Here is a 16,429-nt window from a genome sequence, read left to right as displayed (position 1 = left end):
TGCGGTGCAACATGTCCCGCGTTCGATGTTGCTCAGCCGGAGTGACAGGCAGATCGACGATTCGCAGATCCGGTGGACCTTGCCCTCAATCGTCGCCGTCGGCAACGCGGGTGCCGTATACGACTCGGGTGGCTATGCGAGTAGCACTGTGCATGAGTTTAGCTCACTGGTGGGCGTGCACTGCTAGCAATGCGATGCAGGCCGCTGCCGCTGGTTCTTCGATCGTGCGGAGTGAGGCTCCCTGCTCGAGTGTTGATGCCGCGAGTTCTCGAATCCCGCCCCAGATGATTAATGCGATCTCGCGTGACATCGGCTCGATTCCGGCCGCTCGCATCTGCTCGGTGTCGGTGAGAAAGACCAGAAGCGCGATGAATGACTCAATAGATGCGAGTTGTACAGCCCGTGCCGACTGACCAAGAGCAGGCAGTTCGCGGATCCAGCTCCAGGTCGTCTCCGGGTGCTCCTCACACGCTGCTACGTACGCGCCGACAGCCTGGCGAACTTGAGTTTGCCAGTCCGCGCCTCGGTCCACCCCGTCGTCGATCGCGGTGATCAGCCGGGCATTCGAGTTGCCCAGCAACTCGACGAAGCATTCTTGTTTGTCGTCGAATTCCTGATAGAACGAGCGTCTTGAGGTACGCGCGGTTCGCACGACGTCGGCGACGGTCGTGTCGCGATACCCGCGTTCCATCAAACATTTGCCCATCGCGTCGAGCAGACGCTCACGGACGCCGCCCTCGTCCGGCGTCGCCGAGGTCGCCGAAACTGGCGCGGACACTGCATCGGTCACGCCGTCAACTTTACGACTATCCCCCCTTGGCATTCGCGGTACATCGACGTACCGTGGGGATGGTACGCAGACGTACCAAGTTGTAAAGGTGGTCCATATGAGCGTGTCCAGCGTCGATGTCCCCGCATCGGTTACCGGCGAACCGGCTGGCACACTCCTGCCTCCTGGAACGCGACTGCCAATGATCGTCCAGGGACTTGGATTCCTGGCCGATCGTCGCCGGATGATTCAGTGGCTGTCTCGCCGATACGGTGGTGCCACCCTTCTGCGACTACCCATCTTCGGGAATCTGGTCCTCATTAGCGATCCGGTCCTCGCGAAGCAACTGTGCTCGACCAAGACCGATATCGCGTCCAACATTCAGCCGAATCTTGGCCGCACCCTGGGCGCCGGTTCGATGTTCGCGCTCGAAGGCCAGACCCACCGGCGTCGACGCAAACTTCTCACCCCGCCGCTGCACGGCAAGCGGATCAAAGGTTACGAAGCGATTGTTGCCGAGGAATTCGCCGCCGAGTCCGCGACTTGGCCTGTCGGCGAGTCATTTCCGACCCTTGATCCGATGATGCGGATAACTCTCAACGTCATCTTGCGTGCCGTGTTCGGAGCCGATGGCGCACACCTGGACTCGTTACGTCGGATCATGCCCGCGCTGGTCGAGACCGGATCACGTCGGTCAACGCTGCCTGATCTTCCCAAGTTCGCCGAACGGCTGAATCTCCAACGACGGCTCGCCGGTCACCGCGCCGAGTACGACGCCGTGATCACCTCGTTGATCACTCAGGGACGTGCCGATCCGCACGTGCATGAGCGCGACGACATCCTCTCACTCATGCTGCAAAGTGAATACGACGACGGCTCTACGATGACCGACGCTGAAATCGCAGACGAGTTACTGACACTGCTTGCCGCCGGTCATGAAACCACCGCGACCAGCCTTGCCTGGGCGGTCGAACGACTGAGTCGACATCCTGAGATCCTTGCCGACCTCGCCGCCGAAGCCGCCACCGACGACAACCCTCTGCGCATCGCGACGATCCACGAGGTTCAGCGCAGCCGACCGGTGATCGATATGTTCGGTCGGCATGTAGTCGCTGAACACCTGGATCTTGGCGACTACCGAATTCCGAAGGGCTACAACGTAGTTGTAGCGATTTCGCTTCTTCATGACGACAGCGAGCAATTCGCTGACCCGCAGCGATTTGATCCGCAGCGCTTCGTCGGGGCAAAGCCGGGTCAGGCGTGGCTGCCGTTCGGCGGCGGTACGCGCCGTTGCATCGGTGCGGCATTCGCGCATATGGAGATGGATGTCGTTCTCCGAGAACTATTGCGTCACTTCACCGTTCACACCACCACTGCCCCCGCGGAGCGATGGCACTCACGCGGTGTCGCCTACGCGCCGCGCGACGGCGGAAAGGTCGTAGTGACCCCGCGGTAGGCCTACCTAGCCGCGTAGCCGTTGTCCGTAGACCCGATCGACCGAGAGTTTCAGCAGTACCCGCCGGTCGGCCACCATGACGGCGCGATATTCATCCCAGTCGGGATGTTCGCCCGCCGCCTGACGGTAGTAGTCGACCAAAGCATCCACTTCGGGACCATTCGGGTCCGTGCCTGGACCGATCAAGGTCGCGGCCCCCTCTGCCGTGGCCCAGTTGTAGCCCGACGCGTCGGTCACCTCGAGGGCGGCACGCGGGTCACGCCGCAGGTTCGCCGTCTTAGCCCGTCCCTCGGCGATCGACACCAAGATCACGTCGGCATCGCGGTCATAGAACGGTGTCACCGGCGAGAGTTGAGGGACCCCCGATGCCTTGATTGTGGCCAGCACCCCCAACCGTGCCTCGGCGAGCAGATCTCGTGGATCGAAATTCGAAGAAGTCATGATCTGCACAACTCGACGGTCATAGCGCCCTATTCCCGGGCGACACGCTGGCATACCCGTGACTTCGACGCATGCTGAGTCAAAGTCGTCCAGACCTTGTCGACGATGCGAAACACCAAGTCAGAGGCGCACTATCGCGTATGGACGATTCCGGCGGCACCCAACACGTATTGGGCATTCACCCAAAAACTTCACAACTGTCCAACTACACTCGTCGAAGTTCATAACCTCCCCAGCACGCAAACTTTGATCAGTCATTCGCCGCGAGTCGGCCAGAGAAAGGGGCATCGTGCAACTGTGGACCTATGTCCAGGGGCATGCCGCCAACCTGACATTCTTGACCTACCAACACGCGTCGCTGGCATTTCAGACGGTGGTGGTTGGCACTCTCGTCGCGATCATCGTCGCCGTAGCGGTGTACCGCTTGCCACTATTTTCCGCCTTGACCCTCACTAGTAGTCGGGTCGCGCTAACGATTCCATCGCTCGCATTGCTTGCTTTGCTCATAGTGCCGTTCGGGCTGGGTGTGGTGCCGTCATTCATCATGCTCGCCTTCTTCGCGGCCATGCCGGTGATCGGCAATGCGATCGTCGGATTGCGTTCGGTGCCCGCAGCGACGATTGAATCAGCGCAGGGCATCGGATTGTCGCGGTGGCGAATCCTGTTCTCGGTTGAACTGCCGATCGCCTGGCCGGTGATTCTCACCGGAATCCGAGTGTCGACCCAGATGATCGTTGGAGTGGCGGCCATCGTCGCCTACGTCCTCGGGCCGGGACTCGGATCGCTGATATTCAACGGCCTGTCCCGTCTCGGCGGCGCCAATGCCCTCGAGATGGCACTTACCGGAACCATTCTCATCGTCATCGTCGCGCTGATCTTCGACGGTCTGCTCGTACTGCTCGGTCGCTTCACGATCTCCAAAGGACTCTCATGACCAACTCCGTCAATATCTCCAAGCCATCCGGGGAACGCACGGTCACCGGAGCGTCTATCCGCCTCGATGGCGTCGTCAAGCGGTACCGCGGCCAGGACAAGCCCGCGGTGGAACGCCTCGACCTCGAGATCGATGCCGGCGACATCGTCGCCTTCGTCGGACCGTCAGGGTGCGGAAAGACCACCACGCTCAAGATGATCAACCGACTCATCGAACCGAGTGACGGACGAATCTTCATCGGTGACCGGGACGTCACCGGCGAAGATCCCGACAAGTTGCGACAGTCGATCGGTTACGTCATCCAGTCGGGAGGACTTTTCCCGCATTGGACGGTGGCCAAGAATATCGGGGCCATCCCCCGCGTGCTCGGCTGGGACAAGAAGCGGATCGCCGAGCGGACCGAGTACCTTCTCGACCTGGTCGGTCTCGATCCCAAAGAATTCGCCAACCGACTTCCCAAAGACATGTCCGGTGGACAGCAGCAGCGAGTCGGCGTCGCTCGAGCGCTTGCGGCCGACCCGCCGGTCCTCCTGATGGACGAGCCATTCGGTGCGGTGGATCCGATAACGCGAATTCGCCTGCAGGACAGCCTTATTGCCATCCAGCATGAGCTTGGCAAGACGATCGTGATTGTCACGCACGATTTTGAAGAGGCGACGAAACTCGGCGACAAGGTACTGATCCTGTCCGAGGGCGGACATGTCGAGCAGTACGCGTCTCCAGAGGAAATCCTCGCCAACCCGGCAACCGAATTCGTCGAAGAATTCGTCGGTTCTGGTGCGACACTCGCGCACCTGTCATTGTCGCGGGTACGCGATGTCGAGCACGACACGATTACTACCGCACAGGTCGGCGAAGACTCCGCGGAAGTAGTCAGCCGCGCACGCTCGGCAGGCCACAAATGGATTGTGGTAGTTGACAACCTGGGTCGACCGCGCGCCTGGCCGACTCTAGAGGAAGCTCTGTCCAAACCTCAGATCTCGGACTATATCGACCGACGGCTGCCAGTGGTGGCCCGCTCGTCGACGCTCAACGATGCTCTCGACGCCATGCTCGCGGCCAGTCAGGGTGGTGCCCTGATCTCGGACGGCAGGGGCGCGGTGGTGGGTGCACTTACGATCAAGTCCGTCATGGAAGTCATCCGCGGACAACTCGCCGACGTCCGCGACGATGAAAAAGACTCCTACATCGAGCATTCCGAAGGCACGTCTACCGGAGAACTGCCGGTTATCGTGCTCGCAGACGAGACGGATCAGCCCTGATGAGCAGACTCCGCCGATTGCCGATCGATGTGTGGTTCGAACCACTCATCATTATCGTGCTGGGCATCGGATACGTGATCTGGTACCAGTCAACGACTTTCACCGAAACCGAGCAGGCGTCGCTGGCGTGGGACACACTCCAAACGACCATCTGGTCGCATATTAAGTTGACCCTGGTCGCGACGATCATCGTAGTTATCATCGCGATTCCGTCGGGTATCGCGCTGACTCGCCCGTCCTTGAAATGGCTCAATCCGATTGCGGTGAATATCGCCAACATCGGCCAGGCGGCACCGGCCGTCGGTCTTCTGGTCTTGTTCACCTTCTGGCTCGGCACCGGCTTCAACACCGCGGTCATCGGCCTGGTGGTGTATGCGATTCTGCCGATTCTGCAGAACACCATCGTGGGTTTGAACCAGGTGGATCAACGAGTCATCGAGGCGTCCCGAGGAATCGGGTACTCAGGGACGAGAACTCTTGTGCAGGTGGAACTGCCACTCGCGGTGCCGGTGATTCTCAATGGCGTTCGTACCGCGTTGGTCATCTTGGTCGGAACCGCGACGCTGAGTACCTTCATCGGTGCTACCAGCCTCGGGACGTTGATCACCACCGGCGTCACGCTGTTCCTCCCGAAACTGCTCATCTCCGGCGCGATCCTGGTTGGCCTGCTGGCCTTGACCATCGACTGGCTCGGCCGATTGGTTGAGCTCGCCGCTACCCCGCGAGGTCTCGTATGAAACGTCTAATGACACTCGCTGCCGCGCTTATCGCAGTTCTCGCCGCGACAGCTGGTTGCGGTCTGGTGAGTTCGTCGGGCACGTTCCACAGTGCGCAGCTGCCCGACGGTTCAAAACCGCTCGACGGCGCGAAACTCGTTGTCACGTCGAAGAGTTTCACCGAAGGTGTCCTTCTCGGAAAGATTACCGCGACATACCTTTCCGCGGCCGGCGCGGATGTTTCCGACTTGACCGGTGCGCCCGGCTCGGCATCGTCGCGTCAGGCTCAACTCAATGGAGACGCCGACATCCTCTGGGAGTACACCGGAACCGGATGGGTGAACTACCACAATCAGACCGAGACGATCGCCGACCCGCAGGTGCTGTGGCAGCGGGTTCACGATATCGAGAAGAACGACTACAACCTCGAATGGATGGCACCGGCAAACTTCAACGACACCTATGCGTTCGCGGCGGCGTCGGGAACTGCGAAACGGCTCGGGGTGAAGTCACTTTCGGAGGTGGCGAAACTGCCGGTTGCCGACCGCACCTTCTGCGTTGACGACGAATTCTTCTCGCGCTCAGACGGATTCCTGCCAATGCTGGAGAAATACGGCATTCCCTACGGAAACCCAACCGGTGTGCCCCAATCGAATGTGACCCGGATGGATGCCGGCGTCGTCTATACCTCGACGGCTAAGAGCGCTCCCTGCAACTTCGGCATGGTTTACACCACTGACGGTCGGATCAAGAACCTCGACCTGACTGTCTTGACCGACGATAAGAAATACTTCCTTCCCTACAGCGGCACAGCAGTTGTACGTGGCGAGATCATTGAAAAGTATCCGGTGCTGCGCGAGCTACTTGGCAATATCTCCTCGAAGTTGACCGACGAACTCATGCAGGAACTCAACGGCCGCGTTGACATCAAAGGTGAAGATCCATCCGATGTCGCCTACGAATGGTTGGTCAGTGCGGGGCTGGTGAAGTAGCAAGCAAACACCTGCCTCCGATATATGAAGAATCCCCCGCCGCGGCGGGGGATTCTTCATATTGGGCTTCTGGATATTATGCGGCGTACACCCCGATCCGGGCGGACTCTTCGATACCGGAGTAGTGGCCGGCGTCGCCCTGCAACACTTGACTCGACGTTCCGTTGACGTCTACCGGAACATCTCCGGCAAGGGTAATGCGATGAAGTTCACGCTTCTGGTTGCCGAAGTCAGCGATACCGTAGTGCTGAGTGGCGCGGTTATCCCAGATCGCCACATCGCCGAGACGCCAGTTCCATCGGAAGGTATTCTCCAGCTTGATGATTCGCGCCTGCAGCAGTTGGTAAATATCGTTGAACTCCGAGCTCTTCAGCCCGCGGAATTCCTTGGCGAAATGTCCGAGCAGAAGCGAACGTTCACCGGTCTCCGGATGGACCCGCACGACCGGATGCAAGGTCTGATACTCGGTATTGGTGAACTCCTCGTAGTGCTGCGCTTTGCGAGAGACGTCGACCCCGCCCGACGGCTCTTTGAGCCCAACATAGTCATACAAGTTGCTGTGGGTCGCCCACAGATCTTCGGCCAACGCCCTCAACGGCTTTGGCAATTGCTCGTACGCTGCGACAGTCGAGGCCCATGTGGTCGCACCACCGTAGGCCGGCAATTCGATGGCCCGGAGAATTGATGCCTTCGGGATACGGTCGACAAAGGTGACGTCGGAGTGCCAGCTGTTCGCCGCGCCTTCAATAGTGAGCAACTGACTTCCCCGCGACGTCACGGTCGGGTGCGGTGCGGTCTGCTGGCCGAGCAGACCGGCGAAGGCGTACTGCGCCTCGTCATCGAGGTGATCCTGCTTTTCGAACACCACAACCTTGTTGGCAGCCAACGCGACCCGGATGGCTTCGACTTGTTCGGGAGCCAACTCGCCACCGAGGCGCACACCCTCGATCCGGGCTCCGATATTCTCGCCGAGTTTCGTGACCGTCACGCCGCCGTCGGCGTAAGTCTGCTGAACGCGCGGCTCCAGGTCGGCGCGTCGTTCGATCTGTGCAAGTGTCATCTGACCAATCCTCCTGTGATTTTTCGAATACTTTCGGTTATCTTCACTCCGCTCGTGAGGGCTCACGAGGGATCGGCTCAAGCTGAATCGAACGGTTGGTGTTCAATCAGCTTGATTCTCTGCCGCTTCATTAATGTCGCGGCGGATACCAGCCGGGACCCGGATAGGCCCAGGACGATAGGTGACGGCCCGCAGTGCCGGGCCGAAGCGGAACACCCCGCGACGCGCACGTAGGTCGGCATCGACGGGTCCCCGCGCGTCGACGCCAACGCTCACGCCGGTCCACGGAGCCATTCCAACTAGCTGAAACTGGTCGGGAAGTGTTGCGACAAAAGAGGTTTCACCATCGACCACTGCTTCGAGCGTGAACGACCACCGCACCGATTCGCTGGCCACCGCACGTAACACGATCGACGAAGTGCCGACAGGAATATCTCCTGATACCCGGCTGATGCGCCCGTAGCTGTTGAAGGCGAAGATCGCCCGCCCTCCTTCCACATAGAGCAGGTAGCCGCCCTGCTGATCGCCGTGCGCGACCAGCACGCCTTCGTCTGCAGCGGTCCACTTCGACAGTTCAACCTCGATGTCGAAGTCGCGATAGGCGATCAGCTTCGACGACCGGTACCGCTCCAGCGTCGGGGTTCCCGCGAGCAGCCGAACCGGGTCGGCATAGCGTTCTTCGTCGGGCCGCCGTCGCGTCTGAGCGGCCGGCGAGTCGAACAGCGGGAAGACCGTGTTATGCCACGCGGCTTCATCCCACGCCTGGGATAGTTCGGCGACTATCTCGGGATTCTCCGCTGCAAGATCGTTCGTCTCAGCGGGATCCACGCGAACGTCATAGAGTTCCCAGGCGGGATCGTCGACCTTCTCCGGATCAGTATGCAGAGATAGCAGTTTCCAGCCATCCCGGTAGAACCCCCGGTGGCCACCGAACTCCGCATACTGTTCGGTGTGCGGTGTTTCGGCAGCCCGATCGCGCAGGACGTTAGCGATGCTCACGCCGTCGCGCTCCTTGGCAGGCTTTCCGTATCGCGTTGCAGGCGTGGATATTCCGGCCAGTTCGAGTAGGGTCGGCGTCAGATCGGTCACGTAGGAGAATTGACGGCGCACACCGATGTCGTCGGCGGCGACCGGCAAGCCCTTGGGCCAGGACAGAACAAACGGCACTCGTACTCCCCCGGCGAAAGTCTGTCCCTTGTAGAAACGGAACGGGGTATTCGACGCCTGCCCCCAACCCCGCGGATAGTGCACTCCCAGGGCTGCCGAACCGATCAACGCCTCGTCATGCGGGACGTCGCGCTCCCAGTCTGGCGGCACCGGGCCGTGTACGAATTGGCTGAAGTACGAACGTGTACCGACCGGGCCACCTTCTGCCGTCCCGCCGTTGTCGGAGGTGAAGACGATGATCGTATTGTCCAGTTCACCGAGTTCGGACAATGTTTCGACGACACGTCCCACGCTCTGGTCCACGCTGTCGACCATCGCCGCGTAGACCTCTTGGTAGCGTGCGAAACGGTGTTGCTCCTCGAGGGACAGGTCATCCCACGGCGGTGCGTCATATCCCGGTTCGGTGTTACGCTCCGCGATCGGTGTGCCCTCGTCGAACAGACCCTGCGCGATCTGCTGTTCAAACCTGTTCTGCCGCACCGAATCCCATCCTTCGGTGTAGCGTCCGCGGTACTTGGCCAAGTCGGATTCTTTGACCTGGTGTGGTCCGTGCATCGCGATATGTGCGAAGTAGAGGAAGAAGGGTTTGTCGGCATCCTGGGCGCGCAGTGCCTTGATCTGGCCGATAGCGCGAGTGGTGATGTCGTCGGTGACGTAGTAGTCATCGGGGTACTCCTCGATGTCGACCACAGAATTATCCGCGATCAACTGATTCGGGTAGAAGAAGGAGTTGAGCCCCTCCAGCGATCCGTAGTAGCTGTCAAAGCCGCGCTGCAATGGCCATGAATCGCGATTGCGCCCGGGACCCATATTCGCATCGCGGACCAGGTGCCACTTGCCGACGGCGTAAGTCGCGTAACCGCTTTCGCGCAGGATCTCGGGCAGCGTCAGGACATCGTCGGCCAGTTCCAGCCGCAAACCCGGGAAGCCGGGATCGGAATTGGCGACGCTGCCGTAGCCGGCCCGATGAGGGTTGAGCCCGGTCAGAAGTGCTGCTCGGGCCGGCGAGCACACCGGCGTCGTGTGGTAGTTGCTCAGGCGCACTCCACGCTCGGCGAGTCCGGCAATATTTGGCGTCGCAATCTCGGCGCCGAAGGGCGAGATGTCGGAATAGCCCATGTCGTCGATGAGAATCACGACGATATTCGGCGCTCCCGCCGGCGCGGTCGGTGAGGAGGGCCACCACGGAGTCGACTCCGATGTCGTCCTGCCGATGGTGCCGCCGAAATCCTCGTAGCCGCGGGCGGATTTGGGCAACGCGCCAGCGCGCTCAGTCATGAATGCTCTCGTTTCTCAAATGGCCGTGATTCGCAGTCGATCAGCACCTTCCCGCCAAAGACACTGAGCGTCAACCCTTTTGATTCACGTTGCGAAATATGTTTCCCCAGGTCCGCCCATCGTGAATTCTCATCAACAATCCGGACCCAGCCCGTTCGGTCAATTGAGCCCGCACCACCCACCGAAGGAATCGGACAGTACATGTCGCACCGCGCAGTTCGCCTGCTGATGTTCGCCGTCGTCGGAGTCATGACGATCAGCGGCTGTCAGTCCGCCGTCGCACAGTTGGACGATTCGGCGACGGTGTCACTTGCTCCCGGCCAGAGCGCACCGCGCGGCGGTGATCTGCGTGTCGGCGTGTTGGGCGACCTGTCCCCCAAGACCTTCCTTCAGATCGGTTCCGACGCGTTGAACGGGCATATTGTCTCCAACGTCTATGACACGCTTATTCGTTATGCGCGTGAGGATCTGACGCCCAAGCCCGCGCTCGCTACGGGATGGAAACTCGCACCCGACGGTCGAGCTCTCACGCTTGATCTGCGTGATGGCGTTCAGTTCCACAACGGCCGCACCTTCGTCTCGGCCGACGTCGAACAGTCCCTCAAGGCATACCTGAGTGGTCCGTGGAAGCCCCAGTTCAAGCGCACAGCCGCGGCGATCACGTCATTCGACACCACCGATCCACATCGCGTCGTGCTGCATTTCGCACACCCGCTGAGCAACATCTTTGACTTACTGGATTCAGCCCCGATCATTGATGCCCAGACGTTGCCGCAACTCAAGGCCGGCACCATCTTCAATGGCACCGGGCCTTTCAAATTCGTTTCCTGGCAGCCGAATTCATCGGTGCGATTGGAGCGGAACGACCAGTATTGGGGAGGTGCGGCACCGCTGGATTCGGTGACCTTCGTACAAGCCACCGACCAGCAATCGCTCTACACGAGACTGCGCACGGGACAACTCGACGTTGCCTACGGAATGACCTACCACGACCAGCAATTGGCCACCGGCCGATACGGGTTTCGGTCGGTCACCCTGAAGGGGGCCGAACAGCAACAGTATGTCGGCATCGACCTCGGCAATCCTCAGTTGTCCGATATTCGGCTGCGTCAGGCGGTGGCCTACGCAATTGACCGTCCACGCATCATCGGGGATGTCTTCCGGAACAACGGCTATGTGGTTAACGCACCGTGGCCGAACTGGTCACCGGCCTATCGGGCCGAGGACAACACGCGGTACCGACGTGACGTCACTAAGGCCAAATCCCTCGTCGCCGCGCACGGCCCGGTCAGTCCCATCAGCCTCGACTACTCCACCCGAGGGGTCGACCGGATAATTGCCGAGATCGTGCAGTCGAATCTCAAAGACGTCGGCATACCGGTGATTCTGCGGCCGAATGATCAGACACGACAAGCATCGAAATTGATCGGTGGCGAATTCGGTGGGCTCTGGTTGCTACAACACGCCTTCGCTCAGTTCACGCCCTCGACATTGGCAGTATCGGCTTACCCGTTCAACGCCGCCAAGAACTCTTCGGGTTATGTCAACGCCGACTACGCGGCCGCCGCGACGGCCGCATGGAGCGTGCCGGACGGCGAATCAGATGTCGCACTGTCTGCGTACCGAAAGCTGACCGAGCGGTTCCTTTCCGACCTCTTCCTGGTCGAGATCGGCGTCGTGTTCCAACCCCTGGCGACATCGCCCGCGGTCGGAAATCTTGACTGGGACCGCCGCAACCAATTCCATTTCGCCACAACCTATCTCACCAAGAAGGGGCGCCAGTAACAATGATCGGCTATCTCGTTCGACGTATTCCGACGGCCCTGGTCGTGTTGTTCATAGCGTCTCTTCTCATCTTTTCGATACTTCGCCTGATACCGGGCGGTCCAGAAGCCGCGCTGGCGGGGTCGGATGCCACCCCAGCCGACTTGGCAGCGATCAGGCATGACCTCGGACTCGATCGGCCGTTTTTCGTCCAGTACTTCTCGTGGCTGGGCGCAATGGTGACCTTCGACTTCGGCAAGAGCTATCTGATCGGCGGCGATATCGGCGATCTCGTCAGTTTCGGTGCGGCCAACACACTTGCGTTGGCTATCGCCGGACTCGTCGTGGCAATCGCACTGGCACTGGCGCTTTCCCTGTCGGTGGTGATCTTCGACAATCGCTTCACGAAAATAGCGGCGACCACCGTCAACGCGGTGGCAATCGCGGTCCCGACCTTCGTCATCGGGACCCTGCTCATTCTGGTCTTCGGACTGAAACTCCGCTGGCTGCCAGCCGGTGGCACCCCGCCCAACGGCATCTCGGACAGTCCGCAAATCACCGCACAGTACTTGATACTTCCCGCGCTGACACTCGGGCTGCCGGCCGGTGCGTTACTCGCGCGGTTCCTCACCGAAACATTGCAAACTGAACTACGTCAGCCCTATGCCGTGACCGCGCGGTCGCTCGGAATTCCCCAGCGCACCATCGTATTGCGGCATGTCTTGCGCAACGCCCTACCGCCGACGCTCACCGCTCTGGGTCTCGCGATCGGCGGTCTGCTTGGCGGCGCGATCCTTGTCGAGTCCATCTTCGGTTGGCCCGGACTCGGTCTACTCACCGAGGAAGGCATCTTCAACCGTGACTACCCGGTGGTTCAGGTACTGATCTTGATCTCCGTCACGGTCTTCGTGGTGCTGCAGTTGGCGACCGACGTCCTGCACGCCTGGCTCGATCCCCGAATCCGATTGGCAGGTAAGTGATGTCACCCCTTTCGTCTGAAACGACGGTCCAGAGTTCAGCCACCGCGGGCTCACATCACCTACCCCTGGAAGCTTCAGGTGGCATCGAACCCGGTCTGCTACCCGAGACGAAGCCTGATCTCGAGCGACGTTCGGCGACACCGGTATGGCGCGGACTGATCACCGGGACAGGACTGGCCGGATCAATCTTGGTCGCGACGGTGATCCTCCTTGGCCTTCTCGGGCCACTGCTCACGCAGTACGGTCCGGACCAGCAGATCGATGGGGCATATCTGTTGGGCCCCAGCGCGGATCACTGGTTCGGTACCGACGACGTCAACCGCGACGTCCTCACTCGCGTCCTGTACGGAATTCGGGTGGATCTGTTGATCATTTTCATCGCCGTTCCGATCGGCGCCATCGTCGGCGCACTGATCGGCCTCGCCAGTGTCGCTCATCCGGTGAGTGATGTTGTCGCGCAGCGGACATTCGATGTGATCCTCGCGTTCCCCGCACTGATTCTGGGCATCGCGCTGACCGCGATCCTGTCGCCGGGCGCCGCCACCGTCGGAATCGTGATCGCGATCGCCGAGATACCCGTATTCGGCCGATTGACCCGTACCTCGGTGCTGAAGGTTCGCGAATTGCCATTCGTCGAGGCCGCCCGGGTGAGCGGCGCCACCACCGGGCGCATTCTTCGGCGGCACGTGCTCCCGAATTCCGTTGAGGCGCTGGGTGTTCAGTTCGCGCTCTCGTTATCCCTCGCGGTCTTCATCGAAGGTGCGTTAAGTTTCCTCGGCGTGGGTGTGCGACCGCCGACGCCCAGCCTCGGCGGCATTCTTGCGGCGGGTAACGGCTATCTGGAGACCAACCCGTGGTTTTCGGCCGGCCCGCTCACCGTTATCACCGCACTAGTACTCGGCTTCTATTTGATTTCCCTATCCATTTCCCGGCTCCGGAGGCAGTGACCGATGACATCAGACAAGGACGATTCGGTACCGGCACTCGAGGTGACCGACCTAAAGGTGACTTTCGACTATCCACGCCCGGCAGTCGCCGGCATCAGTCTGCGCGTCGATCGAGGACAGATTCTCGCTCTGGTCGGCGAGTCGGGATCGGGTAAGACGATGACGGCGCGAGCGGCGATCGGTCTGCTGCCCGAGACCGCGCGCGCGACGGGGTCGGTGAAGGTCGACGGCGTCGAAGTACTCAATCGGCCCGAACGTGAATTGACCGCTGTGCGCGGCTCGCGGGTGGCGATGATCTTCCAGGAGCCTCAGACCGCCCTCAACCCGGTGCAAACCGTGGGATGGCAGTTGCGCCAGGCGCTTTCGGCGCATCGCAAGATTTCGCGCGCCGACGCACGGCGGCGTGCCGTCGAGTTGCTGGAATTGGTAGAAATACCGCAGGCACAACTTCGAGTGAACAGCTATCCGCATCAACTATCCGGCGGTCAGAAGCAGCGGGTGGTTATCGCGTTGGCACTCGCGAATGATCCGGCACTGCTTCTCGCCGACGAGCCGACCACCGCCCTCGACGTATCCGTGCAGAGGGAGATTCTTGACCTACTGTCTCGACTACGTCATCGCACCGACGCCGGCATTCTGCTGATCACGCACAATTTGGGTGTCGTGGCCGACGTCGCTGACCGGGTCGTCGTTGTGCAGCTTGGTGAGGTCGTCGAACGCGGCGATGTCTTCGACATCTTTGCTCGGCCGACCGCACCGTACACCAAACAATTGCTGGCCGCGGTGCCTCGCCTACCGGTGGGGACCGACGAAGCGATATCGGCACCCACCGTGTCCATCCCGCTCACCGCGACGCCGGTTGTCGCTGTCGAGGAGCTGACCGTAGTACATCCGGGCCGCTTCGGCAGCCCATCGCACACCGCGCTCGAATCGGTGTCGCTGACCGTCGCTCCTGGCGAAGTTCTTGGCGTCGTTGGTGAATCTGGCTCGGGCAAAACGACTTTGGGGCGGACAATTGCCGGGCTGATTTCGCCGCGAGCCGGCCGAGTGGTCCTTGACGGCACCGATCTGGCCTCGCTGAGCGGCGGGCGGTTGCGAGAAGTGCGGAAGACTCTCGCGTTTGTGCCGCAAGATCCGTCGGCATCGCTCGACCCACGTTTCACGGTCGCCGAATCAGTCCGCGAGCCGTTGGAAATCCACCGTATCGGCAGCCGGGCGGAACAGAATTCACGTGTTGCCGAGTTGCTCGACGCGGTACATCTGCCAACATCATTCGCCACGCGGCTGCCCCATGAGTTGTCCGGTGGGCAGCGTCAGCGCGTCGCATTGGCGCGAGCTCTGTCGACGCGCCCCAAACTGCTCATCGCCGACGAACCGACCAGCGCCCTCGACGTGTCGGTCCAGGCGCGCGTCCTGGAACTTTTCGCCGAGCTGCAACACGAATTCGGTTTCGCCGCACTGTTTATCAGTCACGATCTCGCCGTCGTCGAGCAGGTCGCGGAGAATGTCGCGGTGCTACGGGATGGGCAGCTGGTCGAGACAGGGCCAGCGAGTCAGGTGTTGTCAACACCCACCGAGGCATATACGCGGGCGTTACTCTCCGCAGTCCCCTATCCCGATCCGGTACGTCAACGGGCGGGCCGAACCGTGGCGGCTACCTAGGAAAGTTCGGCTTCCAAGGCCGCGCGATTGACGCGCGTCAGAACCTCATGCAACTGTTCGAGGTCGGCGAGTTCGACACCGAGTGCCGTCACGACGGCCGCCGGGATCCCAAGCGCCTTCTCCCGTAACACTCTTCCGTCGTTGGTCAGCACGATATCGACATTGCGCTCGTCATCGCCGCGACGCTGTCGGGTAATGAGGCCAGCGGCCTCCAGGCGCTTGAGCAGCGGTGAGAGAGTCGCGGAGTCGAGTTGCAGGGCTGCGCCGATATCTTTGACGGCCCTTGGCGACGTTTCCCACATCGCGAGCATCACCAGATATTGCGGGTGAGTAAGTCCCAGCGGCTCAAGTAGTCGCCGATAGATTTTGAGCACTGATCGATTGGCGACCGCGAGAGCGAAGCACACCTGACGCTCCAGCAGGAGCGGATTACCTTCGAGCACAACAGGACCTGTCATGCGCCGCGGTACTTTCGGTGATATTCGGCGTAAAGGTCGGCGTTGCGCTCACGCTCGCCCTTGTTCACCAGATCGGGGTCGAGTCCATGCTGAGCGAGTCTATGGCGGCGGTAAACCCGATTGAGCGCCATCGAGAAGAAGAGGTACGGGAGGATGATTGGAATCGTCATGTTGAGTCGCACCAAGATATCTGCCGGTACAAAGAACATCGGGGCAATGAGGATCAGACATGGCACGGCCCACCGGAGCACCATTCGTGTCGCTGCGCCGGGGCCGATCAGGTCACGGGTCACCCACGCCGTCATCGATTCGGGTAGTCGCGCACCATAGATGTAACGGAGGTATTGCCAGGACCTTGGTCGGACAGTGTTCACGGTCAGCGCCTTCTCATCGATCAACTCTTGTGCATCAACTAATAGCACACGATTGATTATTGGGCTATTAAAAGCCCGAGCTGAGAGGTAGATCATTTCGCGAGCATGCGGTGATAAGCACAAACCCGGCCGATGACCCTCAGTCGAGCGCTATCGCGTTCGACGATCA

The 16,429-nt window shown here is 60.7% G+C and carries 15 protein-coding genes; 9 read left to right on the top strand and 6 right to left on the bottom strand.

Annotation, left to right across the window (positions count from 1 at the left end):
• Window positions 1–163: 163 nt before the first annotated feature.
• Window positions 164–790 (bottom strand): TetR/AcrR family transcriptional regulator, encoded by a 627-nt coding sequence (locus AAFP29_RS13225; RefSeq protein WP_419217814.1) that lies wholly within the window; start codon window positions 788–790, stop codon window positions 164–166.
• A gap of 97 nt (window positions 791–887) precedes the next feature.
• Here AAFP29_RS13225 and AAFP29_RS13220 point away from each other — a divergent pair, with 97 nt between their 5' ends.
• Window positions 888–2,225: a cytochrome P450 gene (locus tag AAFP29_RS13220; RefSeq protein ID WP_419217813.1), complete on the top strand. Its 1,338-nt coding sequence runs from the start codon at window positions 888–890 to the stop codon at window positions 2,223–2,225.
• A gap of 6 nt (window positions 2,226–2,231) precedes the next feature.
• Here the strand turns inward: AAFP29_RS13220 and AAFP29_RS13215 are convergent, their stop codons facing one another.
• Window positions 2,232–2,666, bottom strand: a complete 435-nt coding sequence (locus AAFP29_RS13215; protein WP_419217812.1) for a PPOX class F420-dependent oxidoreductase — start codon at window positions 2,664–2,666, stop codon at window positions 2,232–2,234.
• A gap of 289 nt (window positions 2,667–2,955) precedes the next feature.
• On the opposite strand from AAFP29_RS13215, the gene AAFP29_RS13210 reads away from it, so the two are divergent.
• From AAFP29_RS13210 to AAFP29_RS13195, 4 genes are read left to right on the top strand one after another with little or no spacing between them, the layout of a single operon-like run.
• Complete coding sequence (locus tag AAFP29_RS13210; RefSeq protein WP_419217811.1) at window positions 2,956–3,600, top strand: ABC transporter permease; 645 nt, start codon at window positions 2,956–2,958, stop codon at window positions 3,598–3,600.
• On the top strand, window positions 3,597–4,862 hold the full coding sequence (locus tag AAFP29_RS13205; RefSeq protein ID WP_419217810.1) for an ATP-binding cassette domain-containing protein: 1,266 nt from the start codon (window positions 3,597–3,599) through the stop codon (window positions 4,860–4,862). Before AAFP29_RS13210 ends, AAFP29_RS13205 begins: the two co-directional genes overlap by 4 nt.
• Window positions 4,862–5,599, top strand: a complete 738-nt coding sequence (locus AAFP29_RS13200; protein ID WP_419217809.1) for an ABC transporter permease — start codon at window positions 4,862–4,864, stop codon at window positions 5,597–5,599. The genes AAFP29_RS13205 and AAFP29_RS13200 overlap by 1 nt, the downstream gene beginning before the upstream one ends.
• A gap of 8 nt (window positions 5,600–5,607) precedes the next feature.
• A complete protein-coding gene (locus AAFP29_RS13195; protein WP_419217808.1) occupies window positions 5,608–6,570 on the top strand; it encodes a glycine betaine ABC transporter substrate-binding protein in 963 nt (320 codons plus the stop codon).
• A 76-nt stretch (window positions 6,571–6,646) separates the two neighbouring features.
• Here AAFP29_RS13195 and AAFP29_RS13190 read toward each other — a convergent pair whose 3' ends face one another.
• Together AAFP29_RS13190 and AAFP29_RS13185 are read right to left on the bottom strand one after the other, a co-directional pair.
• The gene (locus AAFP29_RS13190) at window positions 6,647–7,630 is read right to left on the bottom strand and encodes a TauD/TfdA dioxygenase family protein (protein WP_419217807.1); all 984 of its coding nucleotides are present in this window, start codon (window positions 7,628–7,630) and stop codon (window positions 6,647–6,649) included.
• A 102-nt stretch (window positions 7,631–7,732) separates the two neighbouring features.
• A complete protein-coding gene (locus AAFP29_RS13185) occupies window positions 7,733–10,075 on the bottom strand; it encodes a sulfatase-like hydrolase/transferase (RefSeq protein ID WP_419217806.1) in 2,343 nt (780 codons plus the stop codon).
• Window positions 10,076–10,276: 201 nt separating this feature from the next.
• On the opposite strand from AAFP29_RS13185, the gene AAFP29_RS13180 reads away from it, so the two are divergent.
• From AAFP29_RS13180 to AAFP29_RS13165, 4 genes are read left to right on the top strand one after another with little or no spacing between them, the layout of a single operon-like run.
• Complete coding sequence (locus tag AAFP29_RS13180) at window positions 10,277–11,860, top strand: ABC transporter substrate-binding protein (RefSeq protein ID WP_419217805.1); 1,584 nt, start codon at window positions 10,277–10,279, stop codon at window positions 11,858–11,860.
• Between the two features lie 2 nt (window positions 11,861–11,862).
• The gene (locus AAFP29_RS13175; protein WP_419217804.1) at window positions 11,863–12,819 is read left to right on the top strand and encodes an ABC transporter permease; all 957 of its coding nucleotides are present in this window, start codon (window positions 11,863–11,865) and stop codon (window positions 12,817–12,819) included.
• The gene (locus AAFP29_RS13170) at window positions 12,819–13,766 is read left to right on the top strand and encodes an ABC transporter permease (protein WP_419217803.1); all 948 of its coding nucleotides are present in this window, start codon (window positions 12,819–12,821) and stop codon (window positions 13,764–13,766) included. Before AAFP29_RS13175 ends, AAFP29_RS13170 begins: the two co-directional genes overlap by 1 nt.
• Window positions 13,767–13,769: 3 nt before the next feature.
• On the top strand, window positions 13,770–15,428 hold the full coding sequence (locus tag AAFP29_RS13165; protein ID WP_419217802.1) for a dipeptide ABC transporter ATP-binding protein: 1,659 nt from the start codon (window positions 13,770–13,772) through the stop codon (window positions 15,426–15,428).
• Here the strand turns inward: AAFP29_RS13165 and AAFP29_RS13160 are convergent.
• Complete coding sequence (locus AAFP29_RS13160; RefSeq protein WP_419217801.1) at window positions 15,425–15,886, bottom strand: MarR family winged helix-turn-helix transcriptional regulator; 462 nt, start codon at window positions 15,884–15,886, stop codon at window positions 15,425–15,427. The two genes, AAFP29_RS13165 and AAFP29_RS13160, sit on opposite strands and share 4 nt — an antisense overlap.
• Window positions 15,883–16,266: a DUF5313 domain-containing protein gene (locus AAFP29_RS13155; protein ID WP_419218099.1), complete on the bottom strand. Its 384-nt coding sequence runs from the start codon at window positions 16,264–16,266 to the stop codon at window positions 15,883–15,885. Before AAFP29_RS13155 ends, AAFP29_RS13160 begins: the two co-directional genes overlap by 4 nt.
• Window positions 16,267–16,429 lie beyond the last annotated feature (163 nt).

Origin of the sequence: Gordonia sp. CPCC 205333 (assembly GCF_048537885.1) — a bacterium.
Taxonomy (GTDB): domain Bacteria; phylum Actinomycetota; class Actinomycetes; order Mycobacteriales; family Mycobacteriaceae; genus Gordonia.
The sequence above is the reverse complement of the archived record's forward strand: the minus strand, read 5'-3'. Positions and strand labels throughout refer to the sequence as shown.

What these genes read in the sequence shown, in the direction of transcription:
- AAFP29_RS13220 (WP_419217813.1), top strand. Translation starts at nt 888, where the DNA reads ATGAGCGTGTCCAGCGTCGATGTCCCCGCATCGGTTACCGGCGAACCG.
- AAFP29_RS13215 (WP_419217812.1), bottom strand. Translation starts at nt 2,666, where the DNA reads ATGACTTCTTCGAATTTCGATCCACGAGATCTGCTCGCCGAGGCACGG.
- AAFP29_RS13205 (WP_419217810.1), top strand. Translation starts at nt 3,597, where the DNA reads ATGACCAACTCCGTCAATATCTCCAAGCCATCCGGGGAACGCACGGTC.
- AAFP29_RS13200 (WP_419217809.1), top strand. Translation starts at nt 4,862, where the DNA reads ATGAGCAGACTCCGCCGATTGCCGATCGATGTGTGGTTCGAACCACTC.
- AAFP29_RS13195 (WP_419217808.1), top strand. Translation starts at nt 5,608, where the DNA reads ATGACACTCGCTGCCGCGCTTATCGCAGTTCTCGCCGCGACAGCTGGT.
- AAFP29_RS13190 (WP_419217807.1), bottom strand. Translation starts at nt 7,630, where the DNA reads ATGACACTTGCACAGATCGAACGACGCGCCGACCTGGAGCCGCGCGTT.
- AAFP29_RS13185 (WP_419217806.1), bottom strand. Translation starts at nt 10,075, where the DNA reads ATGACTGAGCGCGCTGGCGCGTTGCCCAAATCCGCCCGCGGCTACGAG.
- AAFP29_RS13180 (WP_419217805.1), top strand. Translation starts at nt 10,277, where the DNA reads ATGTCGCACCGCGCAGTTCGCCTGCTGATGTTCGCCGTCGTCGGAGTC.
- AAFP29_RS13175 (WP_419217804.1), top strand. Translation starts at nt 11,863, where the DNA reads ATGATCGGCTATCTCGTTCGACGTATTCCGACGGCCCTGGTCGTGTTG.
- AAFP29_RS13170 (WP_419217803.1), top strand. Translation starts at nt 12,819, where the DNA reads ATGTCACCCCTTTCGTCTGAAACGACGGTCCAGAGTTCAGCCACCGCG.
- AAFP29_RS13165 (WP_419217802.1), top strand. Translation starts at nt 13,770, where the DNA reads ATGACATCAGACAAGGACGATTCGGTACCGGCACTCGAGGTGACCGAC.
- AAFP29_RS13160 (WP_419217801.1), bottom strand. Translation starts at nt 15,886, where the DNA reads ATGACAGGTCCTGTTGTGCTCGAAGGTAATCCGCTCCTGCTGGAGCGT.